The sequence below is a fragment of the Variovorax sp. CCNWLW225 genome, assembly GCF_037204045.1.
Classification (GTDB): domain Bacteria; phylum Pseudomonadota; class Gammaproteobacteria; order Burkholderiales; family Burkholderiaceae_C; genus Variovorax.
Genome location: NZ_JBBCBV010000018.1, coordinates 65,178 through 85,955 on the forward strand (window position 1 = coordinate 65,178; position 20,778 = coordinate 85,955).

Here is a 20,778-nt window from a genome sequence, read left to right on the forward strand (position 1 = left end):
GGCGCGGGGGCGAACCATCATTCGCCCACCTTCACTACGCCGCGAGGCATTCATGCAACCCTTCCCTTCCACCACCGTTTCGATCCAACGCGATACGCGGGCCTGGCAGCTTCAGGTCTGGGCTTCTTTCGCCATTGCCGTGTTCCTGTGTGCCACCGGCTTGAGCTGGCTGCCGGGCGAGGCGCTGGACCGCGCGTTCATGGTGATGGGCTATGTGTTCTGCCTGAGCACCGCCTTCATGCTGGCCAAGTTCATCCGCGACAACCAGCACGCGGACGCCGGTGGCACCGCAGGCCGCGACGTGCCGATGTGGCGCCTGGTGGTCTGGGGCAGCTTCTTCACCGCCATGGGCCTGACCGGCTGGGGCTTGATCCGCATGGAGATCAACGATGCCTACAAGGCCTTCCTGGGCGTGAGCTGGCTGTTCCTGATCAGCTCGGCCTTCACGCTGGCCAAGACGCTGCGCGACCGCCACGAAGCCGACCTTGTCGAAGCGCGCCTGCAAGGCCGCCGTGCCGCGCGCCAGGAAGCGGCCGCCGCCGGCTCGACCGAATGAGCGCGGCTTCCTTCACTTCGCTTTGACCCGCACTTCAACCAACGAAAGACCGTCATGAAAAAGTCGATTGCTGCTCTCCTCGCCGCTGCCTGCACCGCCTTCGCCGGTACCGCGCTTCCCCTTCATGCCCAGGCCCAGAATCACGCTTCCGAGGCTTCGGCAGCCCTCTCGCTGCTGCCGGTGGCGTCGGTGGTCGGGGCTGCATCCGCCGTTGGGGCTTCGGCTACGGCAGTGGTCGCGGTGCCTGCCGCGCTTTCGGTGGGCGGCTCGGTGCTCACCGTGGTGGCGGTCGAGGCTTCGGCCGACGGTACCGTCTACGTGCTGGAGCGCGCTTCGGACGGCGCACGCGCCAGCATCAAGGTCATGGGCCGCGCCGCCAACGGCGTATCCGCCTCGGTCGGCACCGGCGTGCTTGTCAGCGTGATCGGCACCGGCATCGTGCTGTCCGCCGCGGGCGACGTGCTGGCCTTTGTGCCCAATGCCATTGGCCGCGCGCTGTTGCACAACGAGAGGCTGTCGTGAAGCGCACTCTCGTCGAGGCGTTTTTTCCGGCGCTCCTGGCGCTTGCAACGGCGCTGCCGCTGCAAGCGCAGGCCGGCCGCTCCTGCGAGCAGGCCAAGCCGACGGCAGAGTTGATCGTCAAGGGCATGCAGCTGGCCGAGCGCACCTCGCAGCAGCTGGATGCGAGCGGCGCCCGCGTCGTGCTGCTGGCGCGCGCCGGGCAAGACCTGAGCAAGTACGGCCTGCGCTATTCGCACCTCGGCATCGCCTACAAGACCGAGCAAGGCCCGTGGCGCGTGGTGCACAAGCTCAACCAGTGCGGCACCGCCGTGGCCGCGGTTTATCGGCAAGGGCTCGGCGAGTTCTTCCTGGACGACCTGTGGCGCTACGAGGCGGCCTGGGCCGTGCCGACGCCGCAGGTGCAGACGCAGCTGCTGGCCGCGCTGCTCGAGCCGCCGTCGCGCATCACGCGGCTGAACGTGGCGCCCTACAGCATCGTGAGCTACGTCTGGGGGCAGAAGTACCAGCAGTCGAACCAGTGGGCCGTCGAGACGCTGGCCGCGGCCATGGAGCCCGCCACTATCGGCAGCCGCGGGCAGGCGCAGGCGTGGATGCAGTTCAAGGGCTACGAACCGACGACACTGCGGCTCGGCCCGCTTACCCGCCTGGGCGGCCGCGTGGGGTCGGCCAATGTGGCCTTCGACGATCACCCGAACGATAAGCGGTTCTCGGACCGCATCGAAACGGTCACGGTCGATTCGGTGTTTGCATGGTTGCCGCGCGCGGGGCTGGGTGCGGCGCCGGTGGCTTTCAAGCTGTAGTTGCAACGGGAGCGTGCGCGCTTCAGAAGAAAAAAAGAGGAAAAAACAAATGAGCAAGTCATTGCGTCTGTCTGAAAAATGGTTCCGCCGCGGCCTGTGGCTGGTGGCGCTGGTGTTCGCGAGTTTCCTGATCGGGCTCGGCGGTACCGTCGTGGGCGACCTGCCGCGGGTCGAGAGGGCGCTCGAACTCGACGATTTCATTGACCGTGCCGCGGCCGCGCCGCTGCGCGACGCGATCAAGGCGGCGGAAAAGACCGAACGGGCTGCGTCGCGGGAGCTCGACCAGATCGGCCTGCAGCTCAGTGCCGCGCAGCAAGCCAGCGCCAACGCCCGCGAGACCTTCGGCAACTGGATCGCCACGCGGCGTGCCACCGCGCAGCCCGACCAGGACACCGAGCTGATCGCGCGCACCAAGGCGCTCGACGCGCTCAAGAACAAGGAGGACGCGGTGCAGCGCAAGGTGGATGCGCAGCACCAGATCGTGCTCGATGCGCAGCAGGGCGAGCAGCGCGCCCGGGAATCGCTTGCGGTGCTGGAGCGCGACGCACAGGACAAGCTGGACGCCGAGTACCGCCGCGTCGAATTGCGCGTGTTCGGCTACCGGCTTGCGCTCACGCTGCCGCTGCTGGCGGTGGCAGGCTGGCTGTTCGTGAAGAAGCGCAAGGGCACTTATTGGCCCTTTGTCTGGGGCTTCATCTTCTTTGCGCTGTTCGCTTTCTTCGTCGAGCTGGTGCCCTACATGCCGAGCTACGGCGGCTACGTGCGCTACGTGGTGGGCATACTGGTCACGGTGCTCGTGGGGCGCTACGCCATCGTCGCGCTGAACCGCTACCTTGCCCGCCAGAAGCTGGCCGAGCAGCAGCCCGATCAGGTGCGGCGCGAAGAACTCAGCTACGACACCGCGCTCACGCGGCTCGGCAAGAACGTGTGCCCCGGATGCGAGCGCCCGGTGGACCTGAAGAACAACGAGATCGACTTTTGCCCGCATTGCGGCATTGGCCTGTTCGACCATTGCGGCCAGTGCGAAACCCGCAAGAGTGCGTTCTCGAAGTTCTGCCATGCCTGCGGTACCTCCGCCGCGGCGCGGGTGCCGCTCGCATCGGCCGCGGAGTCTGCGGATTCGTTCACATCCGGCGCGGCGGTTCGGCCCGCCGTGTAGCGGGGGCGCCGCAGGGCCGTGCTACAACGTCCGGCGGCGACACAACTGTTGCCGCAAGTTTTCAGTTCTCAACATTGACGGAGCACACGCATGAGCATTTTCGGCAGCATTCTTTCCAAGATCTTCCCGTCCGCGAACGCCGCCACCGCCCCTGCTGCTCCGGCAGCACCGGCGCCCGCCGGCGCACCCGCTGCGGCGGCACCGCCGGCGGCCATCACCGTGGTCGACGTCGAGGCACTGCTCGACGGCATGCCCGGCGCAAGCAGCCTGAACTGGCGCACTTCCATCGTCGACCTGATGAAGCTGCTGGGCCTGGACAGCAGCCTCGACGCGCGCAAGCAGCTCGCGGCCGAACTCAGCTATGGCGCGGACACCAGCGACAGCGCCAAGATGAACATCTGGCTGCACCGCCAGGTCATGACCAAGCTGGCTGCGAACGGCGGCAAGGTGCCGGCCGAACTGCGCGACTGATCTTCGTTGTCGACCCAGCAAAAAGCCCGGCATGCCGGGCTTTTGCGTTGAAGAATCAGCAACAGGGCTTAGGTCCACCCGGCGTCCACCACGAAATCCTGCGCGGTGCACATCCTCGAATCGTCGGCGGCCAGGAACAGGGCCATGGCGGCAATGTCTTCGGCCATCACGCGGCCCGGCAGGCACTGCGCCGCATCGATCTCGGCGCCGGACTCGGGCTTGACCCACAGCTTGATCTGCCGCTCGGTCATGACCCAGCCCGGCACGATCGAATTGACGCGAATGTTCTCCTTGCCCAGGTCTCGCGCCAGCGACCGCGTGAGCCCGCGCGCGGCCGCCTTGCAGGCCTGGTACACGGGGTAGCCCCGGCCCTTGATCATCCAGCTGATCGAGCCGAAGTTGATGATCGAGCCGCCGCTCAGCGCGCGCATGTCGTCCGCAACCGCCTGCGCGGCGAAGAACTGGTGCTTGAAGTTGACGGCCACGAGCCGGTCGAAATCTTCGCTGGTCACGTCGGCCATTTCATGGCGGCGGTCGTTGGCCGCGTTGTTCAGCAGCACGCCGATGGGGCCGAACTGCGCGCGCACCGCCGCAATGGCGGCGCTGAGGGCCGAGGTGTCGGTCACGTCGCATTCGCAGAACAGCGCCGGGTTGCCGCCCTGGAGCTGGCCCGCGAGCGCACGGCCCGCCGCGGCATCGAGGTCGCAGAAGCCGACCTTCGCGCCTTGGTTGTGGAAGGCCCGCACCAGCGCTTCGCCGATGCCGGTGGCGCCGCCGGAGATGAACACGGTGCGGCCGGCCAGCGAGGGATAGCGGGCGGTGTATGCGGTAGTTGGTGATGAAGAAGCGGTGGTCATGGCGTTTAGCGTAGCGGATGTACGTCTGCAGGCGAACCCGGTTTAGTCCTGCGTACCTCCGGTGTACGTGGCGTATGGCTTCCGGCATGTGGGCAGCGGGCGCCTGCGTGGGTAGGCTTGTCGCCCATGAACAATTCCTACCGTCGCCGTGCGCTGAGCGGCCTTTCCGCCCTGGCGCTTCTACCCTTGGCAGCCGCCGTGCGGCCCGCCCGCGCCCAAGCGCCGGCGCCGATCCAGCTCTTCAAGCTGGTCTCGCCGAAAGACGAAATCATCGTCGGGGTGGAGGCGGCGCAGCTCGGCACCGGAGCCGGGCCCGGCGTGCAGCGCCTGGCCGAGCTGCTGTCGGCCAAGGGGCAGCTCACGCTTTGGCAATACGCATCGCAGAAAGATGCCGCAGGTGCGCTGGTGCAGGCGCCGCTGCGCCAGGTGGCCGTCTTCAAGAACGACCTGCTGCGCATCGAGCCGTACGCCACGCCGCTTGCCGTCAAGGCCCCCGCCGCTGCAAAGTAGAGCGAGCCGGCTCGACCGGGCCCGGTGCGGCGGCTACACGCCGCGCGCGCGGTCGGCCTTGAAGCGGGCCCTGAAAGCCGTGAAGGTGCCCGCCTCGAGCGATTCGCGGATTTCGCGCATCAGATTCAGGTAGTAGTGCAGGTTGTGGATGGTGGTGAGCATCGGCCCCAGCATCTCGGCGCAGCGGTCCAGGTGGTGCAGGTAGGCGCGGCTGAAGCCCTCGCGTCCGCCGTCGTTCCAGCTCACGCCCGAGGTGCCCGCACAGGCATGGCAGGTGCAGCTCGGGTCGATGGGCTGCGGGTCGTTCTTGTGGCGCGCATTGCGCATCTTCAGGTCGCCGAAGCGCGTGAACAGCGTGCCGTTGCGCGCATTGCGGGTCGGCATCACGCAGTCGAACATGTCGACGCCGTCGGCCACGCCCTGCACCAGGTCCTCGGGCGTGCCCACGCCCATCAGGTAGCGCGGCTTGTCGGCCGGCAGCCGGTGCGGCGTGTGGCCCATGATGTGCAGCATCTCTTCCTTGGGCTCGCCCACGCTCACGCCGCCGATGGCGTAGCCCGGAAAATCCATGTCCACCAGCGCGGCGAGCGATTCTTCTCGCAGGTTCTCGAACATGCCGCCCTGCACGATGCCGAAGAGTGCGTTCGGGTTGTCGAGCCGTGCGAATTCATGCTGGCAGCGCCTGGCCCAGCGCAGGCTCAGCTCCATCGAGATGCGCGCCTCGGCTTCGGTGGTGATGTGGCCCTTGGTATCGTAGGGCGTGCACTCGTCGAACTGCATCACGATGTCGCTGTTGAGAATGGTCTGGATCTGCATCGAGACCTCGGGGGTGAGGAACAGCTTGTCGCCGTTGACGGGTGAGGCGAACTTGACGCCCTCTTCGCTGATCTTGCGCATTGCGCCCAGCGACCAGACCTGGAAGCCGCCCGAGTCGGTAAGGATGGGCTTGTTCCATTTTTCGAACTGGTGCAGCCCGCCAAAGCTCGCCATCACGTCCAGGCCGGGCCGCATCCACAGGTGGAAGGTGTTGCCGAGGATGATCTGCGCGCCCATCTCTTCGAGGCTGCGCGGCATCACGCCTTTGACGGTGCCGTAGGTGCCCACGGGCATGAAGATCGGCGTTTGCACCACGCCGTGGTTGAGCGTGAGCGTGGCCCGGCGCGCGTGGCTGTCGGGGTCGGTCTTGAGAAGTTCGAACTTCAGGCGCGGCAGGGACGTGGTGTCGGTCATTTCTGGGTGGCGGCGCCGGCGTCCGGCAGCAGCATCAGGATGGTACGGTTGAAGTCTTCGACGGCGAGCAAGCGGCCCTGCCGGTCGACGGTGATGCCGGTGGGGCGGCCCATCGGGCGCACGCCGGGCTTGGGGTTCCAGCCGGCGAGCCATTCGATCGGCTTGCCCGACGGCAGGCCCCGCGCATCGAGCTTGTAGCCCACCACGCGGTGGCCGGGCGCCTGGTGGCCGCGCCACGCCACCAGCAGCTGGCCGGCGAAGCGGCTGCCGGCGGGCCCGACGATCATCTGCAGCGGCGCCACGTGCGCGGGCCAGAGCATCAGCGGAGCCTCGGTGGCCTCGCAGTCGTGCCGGTTCTCGTAGCCGCGCGCGGGCCGGCGGTTGCCGACGCAGTAGGGCCAGCCGTAGTCGCGCCCGGCCTGAAGCCGGTTCAACTCTTCGGGGGGCTGGCCCACGTCTTCGTAGTCGATGGAGTTCTCGCCCTGCAGCACGGCGCCCTTGGCCGGGCCGTCCGGCAGCACGGTCAATGCGACCGAGTTGCGCAGCCCCGTGGCAAAGGGCTTGAAGCTCTGCAACTTGTAATCTGGCCCGGAGAGCACGGCTTCGTACACCGCGGCGCGCGGCTTCGGTCCGGCCAAGTCGGGGCAGGGCAGCGGGTATTGCTTCGACGACGTATCGCGGCAGGCATCGGAATCGGAGCCGACGTTCACGTAGAGGCGCCCGCCGGGTCCGAACGCCAGTTCCTTGAGCGGATGCGTGCCGTCGCCCGGCAGCCCGTCGATCACCGTTTCGCGCTGCAGTGCGCTGCCGGGCGAAGGAATAGCCGTGCGCCAGACCGTCCCTGATTCGCCGATGTAGATCTTGCCGTCAGGTCCGGCAACGAGCCCCAGGGGCCGGTCGAGCTGCTCGGCCAGAACGCTGAAGCGCGCGCGCCGCGGCGCGGGGCCCTCGGCGGGCAGCACCATCTCTAGCAGGCGGCCGCGGCGCGGTTCCCACGAGCCCATGTCGACAACCCAGTAGCGGCCCGGCGCGACCTCGAGGATGCGCCGGGGCGCACGCAGGCCCTGCGCCTCGTCGGCCAGCAGCGCGACGCAGGTGCCCGCGGGGCTGCCGATGTCGAGCCGCGCGTACTCGCCGCAGAGCCCCTGAGGCGTGTAGCCGCGCGCATGGCCCGCCGTCGGCAGCAGCATCGCGCATCCGAACGCGGCCAGCCAAAGGCGAAGGGCACTGAACTTCATGGGGCAGAGCGCGCCAGCAGCATGGAGTCGCCGTAGCTGAAGAAGCGGTATCGATGGGCAATGGCGTGGGCATACAGCGCCATCACACGCTCGTAGCCCGCAAAGGCCGAGACCAGCATCATCAGCGTGCTCTTCGGCAGATGGAAGTTGGTGACCAGCAGGTCGACGTGCTCGAAGGCGAAGCCCGGCGTGATGAAGATGCGCGTGTCGCCGCTCGTTTCGCCGCTCTTGGCCCACGACTCGAGCGTGCGCACGGTGGTGGTGCCGACCGCGACCACGCGGCCGCCGCGTGCCTTGCATTCGGCAATTGCGCGCTGCGTGGCTTCGGGCACCTCGTAGCGCTCGGCGTGCATCGTGTGCTCGGCGATGTTCTCGGTCTTGACAGGCTGGAAAGTGCCGGCGCCCACGTGGAGCGTGACGTTGGCGCGCTGCACGCCGCGGGCTTCGAGTTCGTCGAGCAGCGCTTCGTCGAAATGCAGCGCCGCCGTTGGTGCCGCCACGGCGCCGGGCACGCGCGCGAACACGGTCTGGTAGCGGCTCTCGTCATCGGCCGAATCGGTGTGGGTGATGTAGGGCGGCAGCGGCACGTGGCCGCAGCGGGCCATCAGCGCGTAGGGGTCTTCGCCGGTACCGCTCTCGAAGCTGAAACGGAACAGCGCGCCGTCTTCTTCCGGCCAGCGGCCCAGCAGCGTCGCGCGAAAGCCGCCCACCATCTGCAGCGTGGTGCCCACAGGCGGCTTCTTGCTGACCTTCATGTGTGCGACGACCTCGTTGCCCTGCAGCACGCGTTCGACCAGCAGTTCGAGCTTGCCGCCAGTCGGCTTCTCGCCGAAGAGGCGTGCCTTGACCACGCGCGTGTCGTTGAAGACCAGCAGGTCGCCTTTGCGCAGCAGCGAAGGCAGGCTCTTGAAGATGCGGTCGACCGGCTCGCTGCCGGTGCCGTCGAGCAGGCGGGACGAAGTGCGTTCGGTGGCCGGGTGCTGCGCCACCAGTTCGGGGGGCAGGTCGAAATCGAAATCGGAAAGCGTAAAGGCGCGCATGGTGCTTGAGGGCCGGACGGGCCCGTGCCAAGGAGGCGTGGGAAGAGAAAAAGGCGGAGAGCGGCGATTGTCCCATGGCCCGGAATCACAGCACTGCTCAGGGGTTGGCCCGGGGTTGCCGAGGCAGAATCGACGCATGGTCGATTCCTCTGTCGCGCGTGTCACGCCGTCCCCTGCTCCTCCTTCCGAAGGCGAGCTCTTCAAGAAGATCCTGGGCGGTGCCTGGATGGGCCTGCACCCCGACATCCGCCGGCGCTTTGACAAGAACCCCTTGCCGGGCAAGGCGCTGCACTACCTGGGCGCGCTCAGCGAACTGCGCTGCTCGCGCTTCGGCAAGCTGCTGGGGCACCTCACGCAGCCGATGATCCAGGGCGCGCTGATCCCCTACAGCGACAGCCACTTCCCGGTCGAAATCCAGGTCTACGCCCGGCCCGGCGACCCGGCCATCTACAAGCAGCGCATCTACCGCCTGCATGGGCGCCAACCCATCCAGTTCACCAGCTTCATGCGCGAGAGTGAACGCGGCGAGGTGCTGGAGTACGTGGGTATGGGGCTAGGCATGAAGCTGGTGCTGAGCGTGGAAGCCAACGGCAGCCTGCATTTCCAGAGCGACGGCTATTTCTGGGAACTGTTCGGCTGGCGCATTCCGCTGCCGGGCCTTTTCACGCCGGGCAAGACTTTTCTGTGGCACCACAACGAGACGCCCGAGCGCTTCAACATCCGCATCGAGATTCGCCACTGCCTCATGGGCACCACCTTTACGCAGGTCGGCGTGTTCGAAGAAGTGACGCAGCCGCAGGCGGTGGCCGCATGATCGACACGCACCTGCTGGCCCTGCAGCTCATGGCGGTGCAGGGCGCGCTGGGCGCTTTCGACACGCTCTACCACCACGAAGGCACAGAAGCCCTGCCGCGCCGCGGCACGGCGGGGCGCGAACTGGCGATCCACGCCACGCGCTCGTCCATTTATTGCGTGCTGTTCCTCGGGCTGTCGGCGTGGGCCTGGCACGGCGCGTGGGCGTGGGTGTTGCTCGCGGTGTTCGGCGTCGAGATCGTGCTCACGCTGTGGGACTTCGTGGTCGAAGACGGCAGCCGCCTGCTGCCGCCGACCGAACGCGTGACGCACACGGTGCTGGCCATCAACGCCGGCGCGTTCATCGCATTGCTGGCGATGAGCGCGGTCGGCTGGGCCGCGCAATCGACCGCGATGGTCTGGCAGCCGCACGGCTGGCTCAGCGCCTTCCTCGCGCTGTGCGGCGTGGGCGTCGGCATCTCGGGCCTGCGCGACGGCTTTGCGGCGCGCGCGCTGTTCAAACAGCAGAAGCAGGCGCAGGCGCGCGACGCCCAGGCACAGGTGCACTTCGGCACGAAGCCGCGGCAGGTGCTGGTGACGGGCGGCACCGGCTTCATCGGCCAGATCCTCGTGCGGCACCTGCTGGCCGATGGCCACGCGGTAACGGTGTGGACGCGCAACGCGCGCGCCGCCGCCTGGGGCTTCGGCGGCGCGGTGCGCTGCGTGGAGGCGCTCGACCAGATTCCTGCGGCGGACGCCATCGATGTCATCGTCAACCTTGCGGGCGCGCGCATCCTAGGCCAGCGCTGGAGCGCGCGGCGCCAGCAGCAGCTGCTGCAAAGCCGCGAAGGGCTGACGCAGCAACTCGTCGCATGGATTGCGGCGCGCCCGCGCAAGCCGTGGCTGCTGCTCTCGGGCTCCGCCATCGGCTACTACGGCGTGCAGCCGCAGGGCGAGACCACCGAACTCACCGAAGACGCGCCGCCGCAAGGCATCTTCATGTCGACGCTGTGCCAGCGCTGGGAACAGGCGGCGCATGCGGCCGTGCCGCGCGGCGTTCGCGTGGCCTGCCTGCGCTTCGGATTCGTGCTGGGCCACCAGGGCTCGCTGCCGCAGTTGCTGATGCCGGTGCAGCTCGGCATGGGCGGGCGCCTGGGCAGCGGGCGGCAGTGGCTCTCGTGGGTGCATGTGCACGACCTGATTCGTGCCATCGCACACGTGTGGACCGCGACCGAATCTTCCTCCGGGCCCGTCGCCGCGCAGGCCTTCAACGTCACCGCGCCGGGCACACTGGGCCAGGAGGCCTTCACCCGTGTCGCGGCCGGTGTGTTGCATCGCCCCTGCTGGATGCCCACGCCCGCCGCGCCCGTGAAGTGGTTGCTCGGCGAGCAGGCCGACCTGCTGCTCGAAGGCCAGCGCGTAGTGCCGGCGCAGCTGCTGCGCACCGGCTTCCAGTTCATGTTTCCCGATGCCCGCAGCGCCTTGACGGACCTTTGCCGTCCACGCTAGAAGCCTTGCCCGTGCCCGCAAAGAAAGAACCGACTCCCCCCGCCGCGCCGGCGCAACCGCCCGGCGCCGGCCTGAGCGCCGTGCAGCGCGCACTGCGCAAGCTCGGCCTGGTGCGCGACATCGACTTCGCGCTCTACCTGCCGATGCGCTACGAGGACGAGACCCGCATCGTGCGGCTGGCCGACACGCGCGACGGCGACATGGCGCAGGTCGAAGGCGTGGTGACGGAGTGCGAGGTGGTGTTCCGCCCCCGCCGGCAATTGATTGCGACCATCGACGACGGCAGCGACACCTGCCAGCTGCGCTTCTTCAACTTCTACCCTTCGCAGCAGAAGCAGCTTGCGGTCGGTGCGCGCGTGCGCGTGCGCGGCGAGGTGCGCGGCGGCTTTGTCGGGCGGCAGATCATGCATCCGACCGTGAAGGCGGCCGGCACCTCGCTGCCCGAGGCGCTCACCCCCGTGTATTCGACCGTAGCCGGGCTCCCGCAGCCCGTGCTCCGGCGCGAGGTGCGCTCGGGCCTGGCGCGTGCGGTGCTCGACGAGACGATTCCGGTGCAGATCGGCCTGCGAGGCGCCTGGGACCTGCGCAGTTCGCTGACCTTCCTGCACTACCCCACGCCCGACGTGGCCATGGCCACGCTCGAAGACCACAGCCACCCCGCCTGGCAGCGCATCAAGGCGGAGGAGTTGCTGGCGCAGCAGCTTTCGCAGCTGCAGGCGCGGCTGGAGCGGGCGGCTCAGCGCGCACCGGCGCTACCCTCTTCCACCGAGCCGGAGCCGAGCTCGCTGCATGCGCAATTGCTCGCGGTGCTGCCTTTCGGCCTGACCGGCGCTCAGCAGCGCGTGGGCGAAGAAATCACGCGCGACCTGGGCCGCGAGATTCCGATGCACCGCTTGCTGCAGGGCGACGTAGGCTCGGGCAAGACGGTGGTGGCGGCGCTTGCTGCCGCGCGGGCCATCGACGCGGGTTTTCAGTGCGCGTTGATGGCGCCGACAGAAATTCTTGCGGCCCAGCACTTCGGCAAGCTGGTGGGCTGGCTCGATCCGCTGCTGGCCGAGCGGGGCTTGCGCGTGGCGTGGCTCACGGGCAGCCAGAAGAAGAAGGAGCGCGACGCCATGTCGGCCGCGGTGGAAAGCGGCGAGGCAGCCCTGGTGATCGGCACGCATGCCGTCATTTCGGAAAAGGTGCGCTTCAAGAACCTGGCGCTCGCGATCATCGACGAGCAGCACCGCTTCGGCGTGGCCCAGCGGCTCGCGCTGCGCGGCAAGGCAGTCGGGCACCTCGAACCCCACTTGCTGATGATGAGCGCCACGCCCATCCCGCGCACGCTGGCGATGAGCTACTACGCGGACCTGGATGTCTCCACGCTCGACGAGCTGCCGCCGGGCCGAACGCCCATCGTCACCAAGCTGGTGGCCGACCACCGGCGCGACGAGGTGATCGATCGCATCCAGGCGCAGGTCGAACAGGGGCGGCAGGTGTACTGGGTGTGTCCGCTCATCGAGGAGAGCGAGGCCGTCGACCTGCGCAACGCGACCGAAACACGCGACGAACTGGCCGACGCATTGGGCCCCGCGGTCAACGTCGGGCTGCTGCATTCGCGCATGCCCACCGCCGAGAAGCAGGCCGTGATGGCGGCTTTCACGGCCAACGAAATCCAGGTGCTGGTGAGCACCACCGTGATCGAGGTGGGGGTGGACGTGCCGAACGCCTCTTTGATGGTGATCGAGCACGCCGAGCGCTTCGGCCTCTCTCAGCTGCACCAGCTGCGCGGCCGTGTGGGACGCGGCGCCGCGGCATCGGCCTGCGTGCTGCTCTATGCGCCGGGCGACAGCGGGCGCGTCGGCGAGGCGGCGCGTGCCCGGCTCAAGGCCATGGCCGAAACCAGCGACGGCTTCGAGATAGCGCGCCGCGACCTTGAGATTCGCGGCCCGGGCGAGTTCCTGGGTGCGCGCCAGTCGGGCGCACCATTGCTGCGCTTTGCCGACCTGACCACCGACCTGATGCTGCTCGACTGGGCGCGCGAACTCGCGCCCGTGATGCTTGAAAAACACCCGGACCTGGCGCAGCGGCATATCGACCGCTGGCTTGGCACCAAGGCCGAGTACCTGAAGGCATAGGTCTCCTTACCCGAAAGGCGACCCCTAGTGATCCCTAACAGAGTGTTAAAAAAAATCGACGTTGCTATTGGGTTTGGCGCCCTGTTGCCCAGTGGCCCTTGATTGCAGAGTGTTAAATCTGAAAACGCCATCAGATTTCGTTATGACGCCTTCCTAACAGAGTGTCAAAAAAATCGAGGGTTTATTGAAGCTAGACCCCCTTCGGGACGAAACCCATTCGTCTCGGAGGCGAACCACGGCGCGGTCGATACAACTGAGCCGCTGTTGGGGAGTCTTGGAGCTTCCGCTTCAGACTGGTTGCGGTCAGTCGGCGTGGCCCGCTGATTGTCTGCTGTGCGCCGCAATCGAGTCATCCGGCAGCGCATTGATCCGCCTTACCGCCGCAGCAAGGAGGACGGATCTGCGCTGCTCAATCGACGCTCGCTCAGATTTCTGTCTGCTCCGAGATCTCCAGGGCGTCATCCACCTCGATGCCCAGATATCTGACGGTCGACTCGAGCTTCGAATGGCCGAGCAGCAACTGCACCGCACGAAGGTTTCTCGTCCGCCGGTAGATCAGCGTAGCCTTCGTCCGCCGCATGGAGTGAGTTCCGTAGCCGGCAGGATCTAGTCCAAGCTCTCTGACCCAGCCACCCAGAATGCGGGCGTACTGCCGGGTGCCGAGGTGCGGCGAGCCGTGCATTCGGCTCGGGAACAGGAAGTCGTCCGATCGCAGGCCGATGCGCTGGATCCACGCATGCACAGCCTCTCGGGTTCCAGGCGTGAGCTCAAACTGCACCGGACGCTGGGTCTTGTGCTGCATCACCGTCGCCCGTGGTGCAACCTGCTCTCCGTGGCAGACGTCCCTGACCTTCAGGCTGACAAGATCGCAGCCGCGCAGCTTGCTGTCCAGGCCCAAGTTGAAGAGAGCCAGCTCGCGCACACGGCCCTCTAATTGCAGCCGTACCCGCAGCGCCCAAATGTCCTTGAGTTTGAAAGGTGCCTTCTGGCCGACGATCTTGCCCTTGTTCCAGGGCACTTTGCAGGTTGCAGTGTTTACTGATCCCATGATGGTCTCCCATCGAGTTGAGGGAGCCTCAGCATGCGCTGGCCGGACTGCAGCTGTCCTGGATGCAGCGCCCAAGCAGCGCCTGCTATTTCTGGGATGGACATCAGCTTTCGCGGCCATGTTTGGCCTACGGCTAGGGGCACAATCGGCCAATTGCGGGCACTCAAAGGAGCTTCATGTTCAGCTTGCTGACGGACGTCGTCGTCGGAATCTTCGAGTTCATCGTTGACGTGGTGCTCTTCAGAGGGCAGCGCCGCAAGCGCGATCACGGCGACCGTGCAGTCTCCGAGGACGCGAGCGAGATCGCACGCTTTGACCTCATCACACTGACCTACATTAGTCTCGCGTCGGTCGCATTGATGTTTTTTCTGAGCTTCATCGCGGGTGTTTCTGTGGGTTGGAGCGTCGCGGTTGGTATCGCTGTGGGCGTGGTTTGGGGCGTCTGGCGATACATGCAGTTGGTCAATAGCCCATGAGATCATGGACGCATGACGGCCGGCGACAGGATGACGGACTTCGGCCATGAGGGGTCGTTCGCGATCCGTCCGAAAGCGGATGCTTCCGCTGCTCACGCCAAGCCGCATCATCTCTCGCCACCGCGCTTGCTCATTGAACCGTAGGGCTGCGCTGGATGCTCCTAGCTGTCAGCCGAATCGCTAGCCATTGGAACCGCCCGACAACGATAGCAACAACACAGAGAATTCGATCCCGTGTGTCGCGATTGAAGACGGCGATAGCATGTATGAAGTTTCTTAAATGACAAGTTGGCATGTATGACAAGCTTTGACGATCGGGTGACAAACGGGATCAGCGTGCTGTCCGCGATCGTCGACAGCGGCACGTTTGCGGCGGCTGGCGACATACTGAACATGTCGCAATCCGGCGTCAGCCGGTCGATTGCGCGGCTTGAGGCGCGGCTGGGTATTCGGCTGCTCGACCGCACCACGCGATCTGTCAGCCTCACCGACGAGGGCAGGCGCTTCTACGAGCAGGTGATGCCCCTTCTGGCCGGCCTGGAAGAGGCTGCGGCCTCCGCCGCCCAAGGCGCGGCCGCCGTTCGCGGGCGCCTGAGGGTCAATCTTGATCCGTATTTCTCTCGACTGATCCTGGGGCCAAGGCTGGGCGCATTCCTCGAGAGCTACCCGCAGTTGCGCCTCGAACTGATCACAACGGATCGCCTGGGCGACCTTGTGGCCGATGGTTTCGATCTGGCCGTGCGCTTCGGAAATCCTCGCCCGTCGACACTGGTCGCACGCAAGCTGCTGGACACCCGGATGGTGACCATCGCAGCGCCCGCCTACCTCAAGCGCTACGGCCATCCCAAAGACCCACGCGAACTCGAGAAGGGCCATCACGTCTGCATTCAGTTCCGTGATCCGGAGTCCGGGCGTCCCTATCCATGGGAGTTTCACAAACGTCGCAAGAAGCTGGTGCTCGAAACCAGCGGCTCGTTGACGGTCAATGATGCCGGAACGCTGTACAGCGTGTGTCTCGCCGGTCACGGGATGGCCCAAGTCATGGACCTGGGCGTCGGGCCGATGATTGCCGATGGACGATTGGTGGAGGTGTTTCCAGACTGGCCCGATGAGCGGTTTCCGTTGTATGCGCTGCACCCGTCACGCCATCATGTGCCCGCGAAGACGCGCGCGTTTCTGGACTTCATCGTCGCGCTGCTGCATTAGCCTCCAGCTTCAATGATGATCTTGTGTCATTAATGAAATGACACCCATATCATTGAAGTATCAAGCTCGTTCTCCGAGACTTCTTGCACCGCGGCTCAGTGCCGCCTTCCCAAGGAGTCTCGAATGTTCGCCATTACAGGAATCACAGGTCAGGTCGGGGGTGCCGTCGCAAGGGCACTCATCGACAATGGACAGCGGGTACGAGCAGTCGTGCGCGATGCTGAAAAGGGCGCGGCATGGGCGCGCAAAGGATGTGAGGTCGCAGTCGCGGACCTGTACGATGCCGCCGCACTGAAGAAGGCCTTCGCCGGCGTGCAAGGGGTTTTCTTCCTGCTGCCGCCGGTGTTCGATCCGTCGCCCGACTTTAACGAAGCGCGTCGTGTGATCGCCGCCGTCCATGAGGCGCTCGAAGTCGCGCGGCCCTCCAAGGTTGTCTCCCTGTCGACGATAGGCGCTCAAGCGCTGCAGCCAAACCTGCTGCAGCAGCACCAGTTGCAGGAGAAAAGCCTGGGAACCTTGCCGCTGCCTATCACCTTCTTGCGCGCCGCCTGGTTCATGGAGAACGCGACATGGGATGTCGCACCGGCCCGCACGACCGGCGTGATCCCGAGCTTTCTCTACCCGTTGGACAAGCCGGTGCCGATGGTCGCCACCGAGGACATCGGGCGCGTGGCGGCCGAGTTGCTCCAGGAAACCTGGCAAGGCAGGCGCGTCGTCGAATTGGAGGGCGCGCGCTTGTCACCCAATGACATCGCCGCGGCCTTTGGGCGCGTGCTCGAACGCGAGGTACGGATGGAAGCGGTGCCGCGCGCCACCTGGGAGGCGCTGTTCAAGTCGCAGGGGATGAAGAACCCGGTGCCACGCGCCCAGATGCTGGATGGCTTCAATGAAGGGTGGATCGACTTCGAGGGTGACGCATCCAGCACGCGCAAAGGCACCGTGTCCCTGGATACGGTTCTGCAAACCCTGATCGCGCGCGCCTGACAGGAGTCATGAACATGAACCAAGGCTTCAGTAGGCGCAATCTGCTCAAAGGTGCTGCCACGTTGATGACCGTCCCCGCGCTCGCCCAGTTGGCGAGCGCCCAAGTTATGGCGGCGACGGCACGTACCCCGAGCCCGGTGGCCAAATACCCTCGCAGTGGCGCCTTCAACTCGATTGATCGAATGCTTCAGCGTGCTGTTGACGGGAAGCAAGTCGCTGGCGTCGTTGCCGTGGGTGCGAGTGACAAAGGCATCGTCTACGAAGGGTCGTTCGGCAAGCGCGACGCGGCGCACGGTCCAGCCATGTCGCTCGACACCGTCTTCTGGCTGCTGTCAATGACGAAGGCGGTAACGGCAATCGCCTGCATGCAACTCGTCGAACAGGGCAAGCTGCAACTTGACGATCCCGTGGGCAAACTGATGCCGGAACTGGCGTCGCCCAAGGTTCTGGAAGGCTTCGATGCGTCTGGGGCACCCACGCTGCGGCCCGCCAGGCGGCCAATCACCTTGCGCCACCTGCTGACCCACACCTCGGGCCTTACCTATAGCAACTGGAGCGACAAGCTGCCCCAGTACGAGAAGTTCACGGGTCTGCCCGATATCGCCGAAAGCAAGAACGGCGCATTCGACGCCCCACTCGAGTTCGACCCGGGTGATCGCTGGCAGTACGGCACGGGCATGGACGCCGTGGGAAAGATCGTCGAGGCCGTCAGCGATCAATCTCTCGAGGTCTACTTCCGCGAGAACATCTTCGCGCCGCTCGGCATGACCGACACCGGCTTCTTGATTAGCAGTGCGCAGAAGCGTCGCGTGGCGACGACGTACATCCGCCAGGCGGACGGCTCGCTCACGTCGATGCCGTTCGAAATGCCGCAGCGCCCGGAGTTCTTCTCGGGCGGGGGTGGCCTGTTCGGCACGCCGCGCGACTACATGGCCCTTCTGCAGATGCTGCTGAGCGGCGGTACGTTCCGTGGCGCCCACATTCTGAAGCCACAGACGGTGGCCATGATGCGCCAGAACCAGATCGGCGATCTGAACGTGAACCCGCTGAAGACATCCGCGGCAGCGTGGTCGAACGACGCCGACCTATTCCCCGGCATGCCGCAGAAGTGGGGCCTGTCGTTCGACATCAACACGCAGCCCGGGCCCAACGGTCGCAGCGCAGGCAGTTACGCGTGGGCCGGGCTGCTCAACTGCTACTTCTGGGTCGACCCGATCAAGAAAGTGACCGGTGCGGTATTCACGCAACTGCTGCCGTTCTACGACGCGCGAATGGTCGAACTATTCGGTGCTTTTGAGCGCGGCCTCTACACCGGCTTGGCAAGCGCCTGAGCTCCTTACATCAACGAGCAAGAATAGATGCAATCCTTGACCATTCACGGCCTCTCCATTCCTCGGCTGGAACTGGGCATCTTCCGCATGCGCGGCATGGCCTGCCAGCAGCCCGTCGAGAGCGCTCTCGCGCTGAGATACCGGCACATAACGGTTGAGAACTAGACAGGCTGCAGTCGGCCAGAACCAGACATTGCCGGCGGCCTCGCAGATTCCCTGCGACGATGCTATGAGCCTTCGTGAACTGCCCTAATGAGGCACTCCGCGCATCGCAGTCACCATAGAATTTATGAAGCTATCGCAAATCTTTGAGCAGGAGCGCAACCGATATGTGCAGTTCTTGGTGGAGACGAGAACGCGACTTGCCTCGGAGTCCGAGGGCACGGTCGGGGAACTGCTGCTCAGCATAAACAACGAGGCCATCCCGTATCCATACCGCTACGTCCGAGTTGACATCATGTCCAAGGGCCCCGATGGCCTGCCGAAACCAGGCGAAGTGGTGATCGATATTGACGAGGCGTTCGAAGCGCGGGAATTCAACTTTGGAGCGTTCGCGGTTGAGGTCTACCCCTTCACTTGGGATTCGGTCCAGGTGCTGGTAAACGGCCCAATCAAAGACTCTAGACAGTTGGAAGGGTGGATTACTCGCTGGCTGGACGTTGAGGACAAGAATCCCCCGGGCCCCTTCGGGACGAGCCAGGCGATTCACTCGTTCTCCCCAGTCGAGAGTCAGGATGGATGGTGGTACCTCGCCGGCGACTTTGGCTCTGCTCCGGCCGGTGCGCTATCAGAGTTCATTGAGCTTCTGGCAGGCCAGGGCATGACCCGTATCGTTATCAGGGGCGGTCGGTGAGCTTCTTCCGAGGTGCTGTCTTGAGCCCAGCGTCGCGCTGCGGGTTACGGCAGAATCCGGCCAAGAGCGGAAATGCGCATGCGAACAGAGTTGCCACGAACCGGTCATCCCAAAACACTTGAGGGTGGAATATGCCGTCAGTCTTGATTCGTCTTGACCCCGGCCGTATGGAGAACCCAGATACTGATCTTCGATACGTTGTGCCTAATCGCTTGGCTGAGGTTTCGAGCGGAATTCTGACGGACAGCGGCTTTGACTACGAAGAGGGAACTGATGCAATGCTCATCTATCTGTCCACCGAAAACCTGGATGCAGCACTCCCCTTCGTGATCGAACTCCTAGAGAACGAAATGATCTATGAGAACCGGCTGGCCGATTCAGCCACAGTCGGAACTTCACCGCTTGATGAGGCGGAGCGCCCTGCCGACTTCGCGGTCGTCTACCCAAATGCCGAAGCTGGCGCACATATGGGTTGAGGCCGCAGTCGGCCAATACCGGAAGTTCGTCCCCGCTCTCCAGTTCGCTATCCAACGACCATCGCGATGCAGTTCTTGTTCGAAATCGAAGACGTGTTTGACATCGGCGGCCGCGGATATGTGCTCGTGCCGGGCGTCCCGGATGCGTTTCGACGCGACGTGAAGACGGGCGAGCAGCTTCTCATCGTGACTCCCCAGGGCGCGTACGTTCGAACGAACGTCGCCGCTTTCGAAATGATTAGCCGCGGGCGGCCCATGGTTCACGCGCCGTTCTCCTTGCCCCGAGCGGTCAACAAGGCGAGTCTCCCCGTCGGGTCGAAGGTTTACCTTCTCGACGCCACCGACGTCTGACGGCCAGACGCGGTCGCTCAGGTACAACGAAGAATATTTCCTCAACTGCGCCCCATGAACACCCCAAACGGCAAAGTGCCGCAGCGAAAGTCCGAATGTACGGGTGCAATCGAACCTTCAAGCCATCAATAACTGAATGCCTGGCATATTGGGGGCGTCCATGTACGGAAGTTCGTCACGACCGCTCAAATTCTCCGACTCAGGACCCCTGCCGGGCAGCGGCGGCGCCGAGCAGCGCATCCGTGACGTCGTCCGCGAACCGATAGCGCCCCTCTCCGATCAGGACGATGTCCGAACCGTTGGGGTCAGGCCGCGCAGGCGGCAGGCCATGTGCGCACAAGGCCTTTGCGCAGCCAACCCAGTCGCCGCCTTCGACCGGTTCGTTGAGCGACGCCCAGGACAGGCTGCCGCAGGCGTTGTCGCCGAAGCCGTGCAGCGTCCGCCAATCGGCGCCGTGCTCCAGCAGAAAGTGCGTGAGAGCTGCATCACCACGAAAAACGGCGTGGTTGAGCGCCGAGGCATCGATGTCGCCACCGCGGATCTCCAGCGGCCAACCGCAGGCCACCATTGCCTTGACGGCGTCGACGCAGCCTTGCGCAGCGAGTTCGGGAAGCATGCGCAGCCGGGCATCGTCCAGTGCGTCGATCACGCCCGGATGGATCTGCTGAATTGCGCGCGCCGATTCCGCGTCGCCGCGCGCGCAGGCAGCCACAAAGGCTTCGTCCGCTGCCAGCGGCTCACGGCCTGCGCCTGCGCCTGCACGCTCCAGGAGTCCGGCAACGTCCGCTCGCCCGAAGCGAAGCGCCAGCGTGTGGGCCGGCACGCCGTCCGATGTGCACACGTCCGCCCTCGCGCCCGCCGCAAGCAAGGCCTCGACGTGGACAAGCGAGCGGCGGCGGCGTATAGCCCACAACAATGGCGATCTCCACTCGGATGTAGGCGCACCCAGCGGTGCCTCGTTGGGATCGCCACCGTGATCGAGCAACAGTTGCAACGCGCTCGCGTCGTCGAGATCGAGCGCGCGATACATCGCGTTCGAGCCGGCAATGCGCGCGCCGGCATCGAGCAGGAGCATGGTGCACGCGGGCGCTTCGAGTGAGTGGTAGAGAGACTCGCCGTCGTTGGGATCCGCACCGGCGTCGAGCAGAAGCCGGGTCAGCTCCGGATCGAAGGCCTTGCCCGCGGCGCCGTAGAGCGCCGACAGCCGCTCGGTGGCCGAAGGCGCCTCGAGCGAAGCCGGAGGCCAACG

At 65.6% G+C, this 20,778-nt stretch carries 23 protein-coding genes; 17 read left to right on the plus strand and 6 right to left on the minus strand.

The features are described 5' to 3' along the window. Nucleotides 1–52 precede the first annotated feature (52 nt). The 5 genes from V9L20_RS22670 (at nucleotide 53) to V9L20_RS22690 (ending at nucleotide 3,508) form a co-directional block, all read left to right on the plus strand. Nucleotides 53–556 carry a YiaA/YiaB family inner membrane protein gene (locus V9L20_RS22670; protein WP_337298326.1) on the plus strand — a complete coding sequence of 168 codons (504 nt, stop codon included), beginning with the start codon at nucleotides 53–55 and terminating at the stop codon, nucleotides 554–556. A 54-nt stretch (nucleotides 557–610) separates the two neighbouring features. Continuing rightward, complete coding sequence (locus tag V9L20_RS22675; RefSeq protein WP_337298327.1) at nucleotides 611–1,078, plus strand: hypothetical protein; 468 nt, start codon at nucleotides 611–613, stop codon at nucleotides 1,076–1,078. Beyond that, nucleotides 1,075–1,878, plus strand: coding sequence for a DUF2145 domain-containing protein (locus V9L20_RS22680; protein ID WP_443098619.1), 804 nt, complete (start codon nucleotides 1,075–1,077; stop codon nucleotides 1,876–1,878). The genes V9L20_RS22675 and V9L20_RS22680 overlap by 4 nt, the downstream gene beginning before the upstream one ends. Nucleotides 1,879–1,927: 49 nt before the next feature. Then, nucleotides 1,928–3,037, plus strand: coding sequence for a zinc ribbon domain-containing protein (locus tag V9L20_RS22685; RefSeq protein WP_337298328.1), 1,110 nt, complete (start codon nucleotides 1,928–1,930; stop codon nucleotides 3,035–3,037). Between the two features lie 90 nt (nucleotides 3,038–3,127). Next, nucleotides 3,128–3,508 carry a DUF3597 domain-containing protein gene (locus V9L20_RS22690; protein WP_258502872.1) on the plus strand — a complete coding sequence of 127 codons (381 nt, stop codon included), beginning with the start codon at nucleotides 3,128–3,130 and terminating at the stop codon, nucleotides 3,506–3,508. Between the two features lie 68 nt (nucleotides 3,509–3,576). On the opposite strand, the gene V9L20_RS22695 is transcribed toward V9L20_RS22690, so the two are convergent. Continuing rightward, on the minus strand, nucleotides 3,577–4,365 hold the full coding sequence (locus V9L20_RS22695) for an SDR family NAD(P)-dependent oxidoreductase (RefSeq protein ID WP_337298329.1): 789 nt from the start codon (nucleotides 4,363–4,365) through the stop codon (nucleotides 3,577–3,579). A 126-nt stretch (nucleotides 4,366–4,491) separates the two neighbouring features. Between V9L20_RS22695 and V9L20_RS22700 the strand changes: the two genes are divergently transcribed. Continuing rightward, a complete protein-coding gene (locus tag V9L20_RS22700; protein ID WP_337298330.1) occupies nucleotides 4,492–4,875 on the plus strand; it encodes a hypothetical protein in 384 nt (127 codons plus the stop codon). A 33-nt stretch (nucleotides 4,876–4,908) separates the two neighbouring features. On the opposite strand, the gene tgt is transcribed toward V9L20_RS22700, so the two are convergent. From tgt to queA, 3 genes are read right to left on the minus strand one after another with little or no spacing between them, the layout of a single operon-like run. Beyond that, complete coding sequence (gene tgt / locus V9L20_RS22705; RefSeq protein WP_337298331.1) at nucleotides 4,909–6,105, minus strand: tRNA guanosine(34) transglycosylase Tgt; 1,197 nt, start codon at nucleotides 6,103–6,105, stop codon at nucleotides 4,909–4,911. Continuing rightward, complete coding sequence (locus V9L20_RS22710; protein WP_337298332.1) at nucleotides 6,102–7,343, minus strand: PQQ-dependent sugar dehydrogenase; 1,242 nt, start codon at nucleotides 7,341–7,343, stop codon at nucleotides 6,102–6,104. Before V9L20_RS22710 ends, tgt begins: the two co-directional genes overlap by 4 nt. Next, nucleotides 7,340–8,383, minus strand: coding sequence for a tRNA preQ1(34) S-adenosylmethionine ribosyltransferase-isomerase QueA (gene queA / locus V9L20_RS22715; protein ID WP_337298333.1), 1,044 nt, complete (start codon nucleotides 8,381–8,383; stop codon nucleotides 7,340–7,342). Before queA ends, V9L20_RS22710 begins: the two co-directional genes overlap by 4 nt. A gap of 136 nt (nucleotides 8,384–8,519) precedes the next feature. Between queA and V9L20_RS22720 the strand changes: the two genes are divergently transcribed. Genes V9L20_RS22720 through recG form a run of 3 tightly spaced genes read left to right on the plus strand, consistent with a single transcriptional unit; the run spans nucleotide 8,520 to nucleotide 12,804 of the window. Continuing rightward, nucleotides 8,520–9,197: a DUF4166 domain-containing protein gene (locus tag V9L20_RS22720; protein ID WP_337298334.1), complete on the plus strand. Its 678-nt coding sequence runs from the start codon at nucleotides 8,520–8,522 to the stop codon at nucleotides 9,195–9,197. Beyond that, complete coding sequence (locus V9L20_RS22725; protein ID WP_337298335.1) at nucleotides 9,194–10,684, plus strand: TIGR01777 family oxidoreductase; 1,491 nt, start codon at nucleotides 9,194–9,196, stop codon at nucleotides 10,682–10,684. Before V9L20_RS22720 ends, V9L20_RS22725 begins: the two co-directional genes overlap by 4 nt. An 11-nt stretch (nucleotides 10,685–10,695) precedes the next feature. Beyond that, complete coding sequence (recG, locus tag V9L20_RS22730; RefSeq protein WP_337298336.1) at nucleotides 10,696–12,804, plus strand: ATP-dependent DNA helicase RecG; 2,109 nt, start codon at nucleotides 10,696–10,698, stop codon at nucleotides 12,802–12,804. Between the two features lie 424 nt (nucleotides 12,805–13,228). Here recG and V9L20_RS22735 read toward each other — a convergent pair whose 3' ends face one another. Then, on the minus strand, nucleotides 13,229–13,852 hold the full coding sequence (locus V9L20_RS22735) for a tyrosine-type recombinase/integrase (RefSeq protein WP_337298337.1): 624 nt from the start codon (nucleotides 13,850–13,852) through the stop codon (nucleotides 13,229–13,231). 176 nt (nucleotides 13,853–14,028) lie between these two features. Here V9L20_RS22735 and V9L20_RS22740 point away from each other — a divergent pair, with 176 nt between their 5' ends. From V9L20_RS22740 to V9L20_RS22775, 8 genes are all read left to right on the plus strand, one after another. Beyond that, a complete protein-coding gene (locus tag V9L20_RS22740; protein WP_337298338.1) occupies nucleotides 14,029–14,328 on the plus strand; it encodes a hypothetical protein in 300 nt (99 codons plus the stop codon). Nucleotides 14,329–14,625: 297 nt separating this feature from the next. Continuing rightward, entirely contained in the window at nucleotides 14,626–15,534 is a 909-nt protein-coding gene (locus V9L20_RS22745) for a LysR family transcriptional regulator (protein ID WP_337298339.1), read from the plus strand. 123 nt (nucleotides 15,535–15,657) lie between these two features. Next, nucleotides 15,658–16,518: an NmrA family NAD(P)-binding protein gene (locus tag V9L20_RS22750; protein ID WP_337298340.1), complete on the plus strand. Its 861-nt coding sequence runs from the start codon at nucleotides 15,658–15,660 to the stop codon at nucleotides 16,516–16,518. Between the two features lie 8 nt (nucleotides 16,519–16,526). Then, on the plus strand, nucleotides 16,527–17,849 hold the full coding sequence (locus tag V9L20_RS22755; protein ID WP_337298341.1) for a serine hydrolase domain-containing protein: 1,323 nt from the start codon (nucleotides 16,527–16,529) through the stop codon (nucleotides 17,847–17,849). A gap of 27 nt (nucleotides 17,850–17,876) precedes the next feature. Beyond that, nucleotides 17,877–18,014: a hypothetical protein gene (locus V9L20_RS22760; protein ID WP_337298342.1), complete on the plus strand. Its 138-nt coding sequence runs from the start codon at nucleotides 17,877–17,879 to the stop codon at nucleotides 18,012–18,014. A gap of 124 nt (nucleotides 18,015–18,138) precedes the next feature. Continuing rightward, the gene (locus tag V9L20_RS22765; protein ID WP_337298343.1) at nucleotides 18,139–18,702 is read left to right on the plus strand and encodes a hypothetical protein; all 564 of its coding nucleotides are present in this window, start codon (nucleotides 18,139–18,141) and stop codon (nucleotides 18,700–18,702) included. 278 nt (nucleotides 18,703–18,980) lie between these two features. Continuing rightward, nucleotides 18,981–19,178, plus strand: a complete 198-nt coding sequence (locus V9L20_RS22770; protein WP_337298344.1) for a hypothetical protein — start codon at nucleotides 18,981–18,983, stop codon at nucleotides 19,176–19,178. Nucleotides 19,179–19,244: 66 nt separating this feature from the next. Beyond that, nucleotides 19,245–19,529 (plus strand): hypothetical protein, encoded by a 285-nt coding sequence (locus V9L20_RS22775; protein ID WP_337298345.1) that lies wholly within the window; start codon nucleotides 19,245–19,247, stop codon nucleotides 19,527–19,529. 199 nt (nucleotides 19,530–19,728) lie between these two features. Here the strand turns inward: V9L20_RS22775 and V9L20_RS22780 are convergent. Continuing rightward, on the minus strand, nucleotides 19,729–20,778 hold a 1,050-nt coding region (locus tag V9L20_RS22780; RefSeq protein ID WP_443098620.1), incomplete at its 5' end, for an ankyrin repeat domain-containing protein.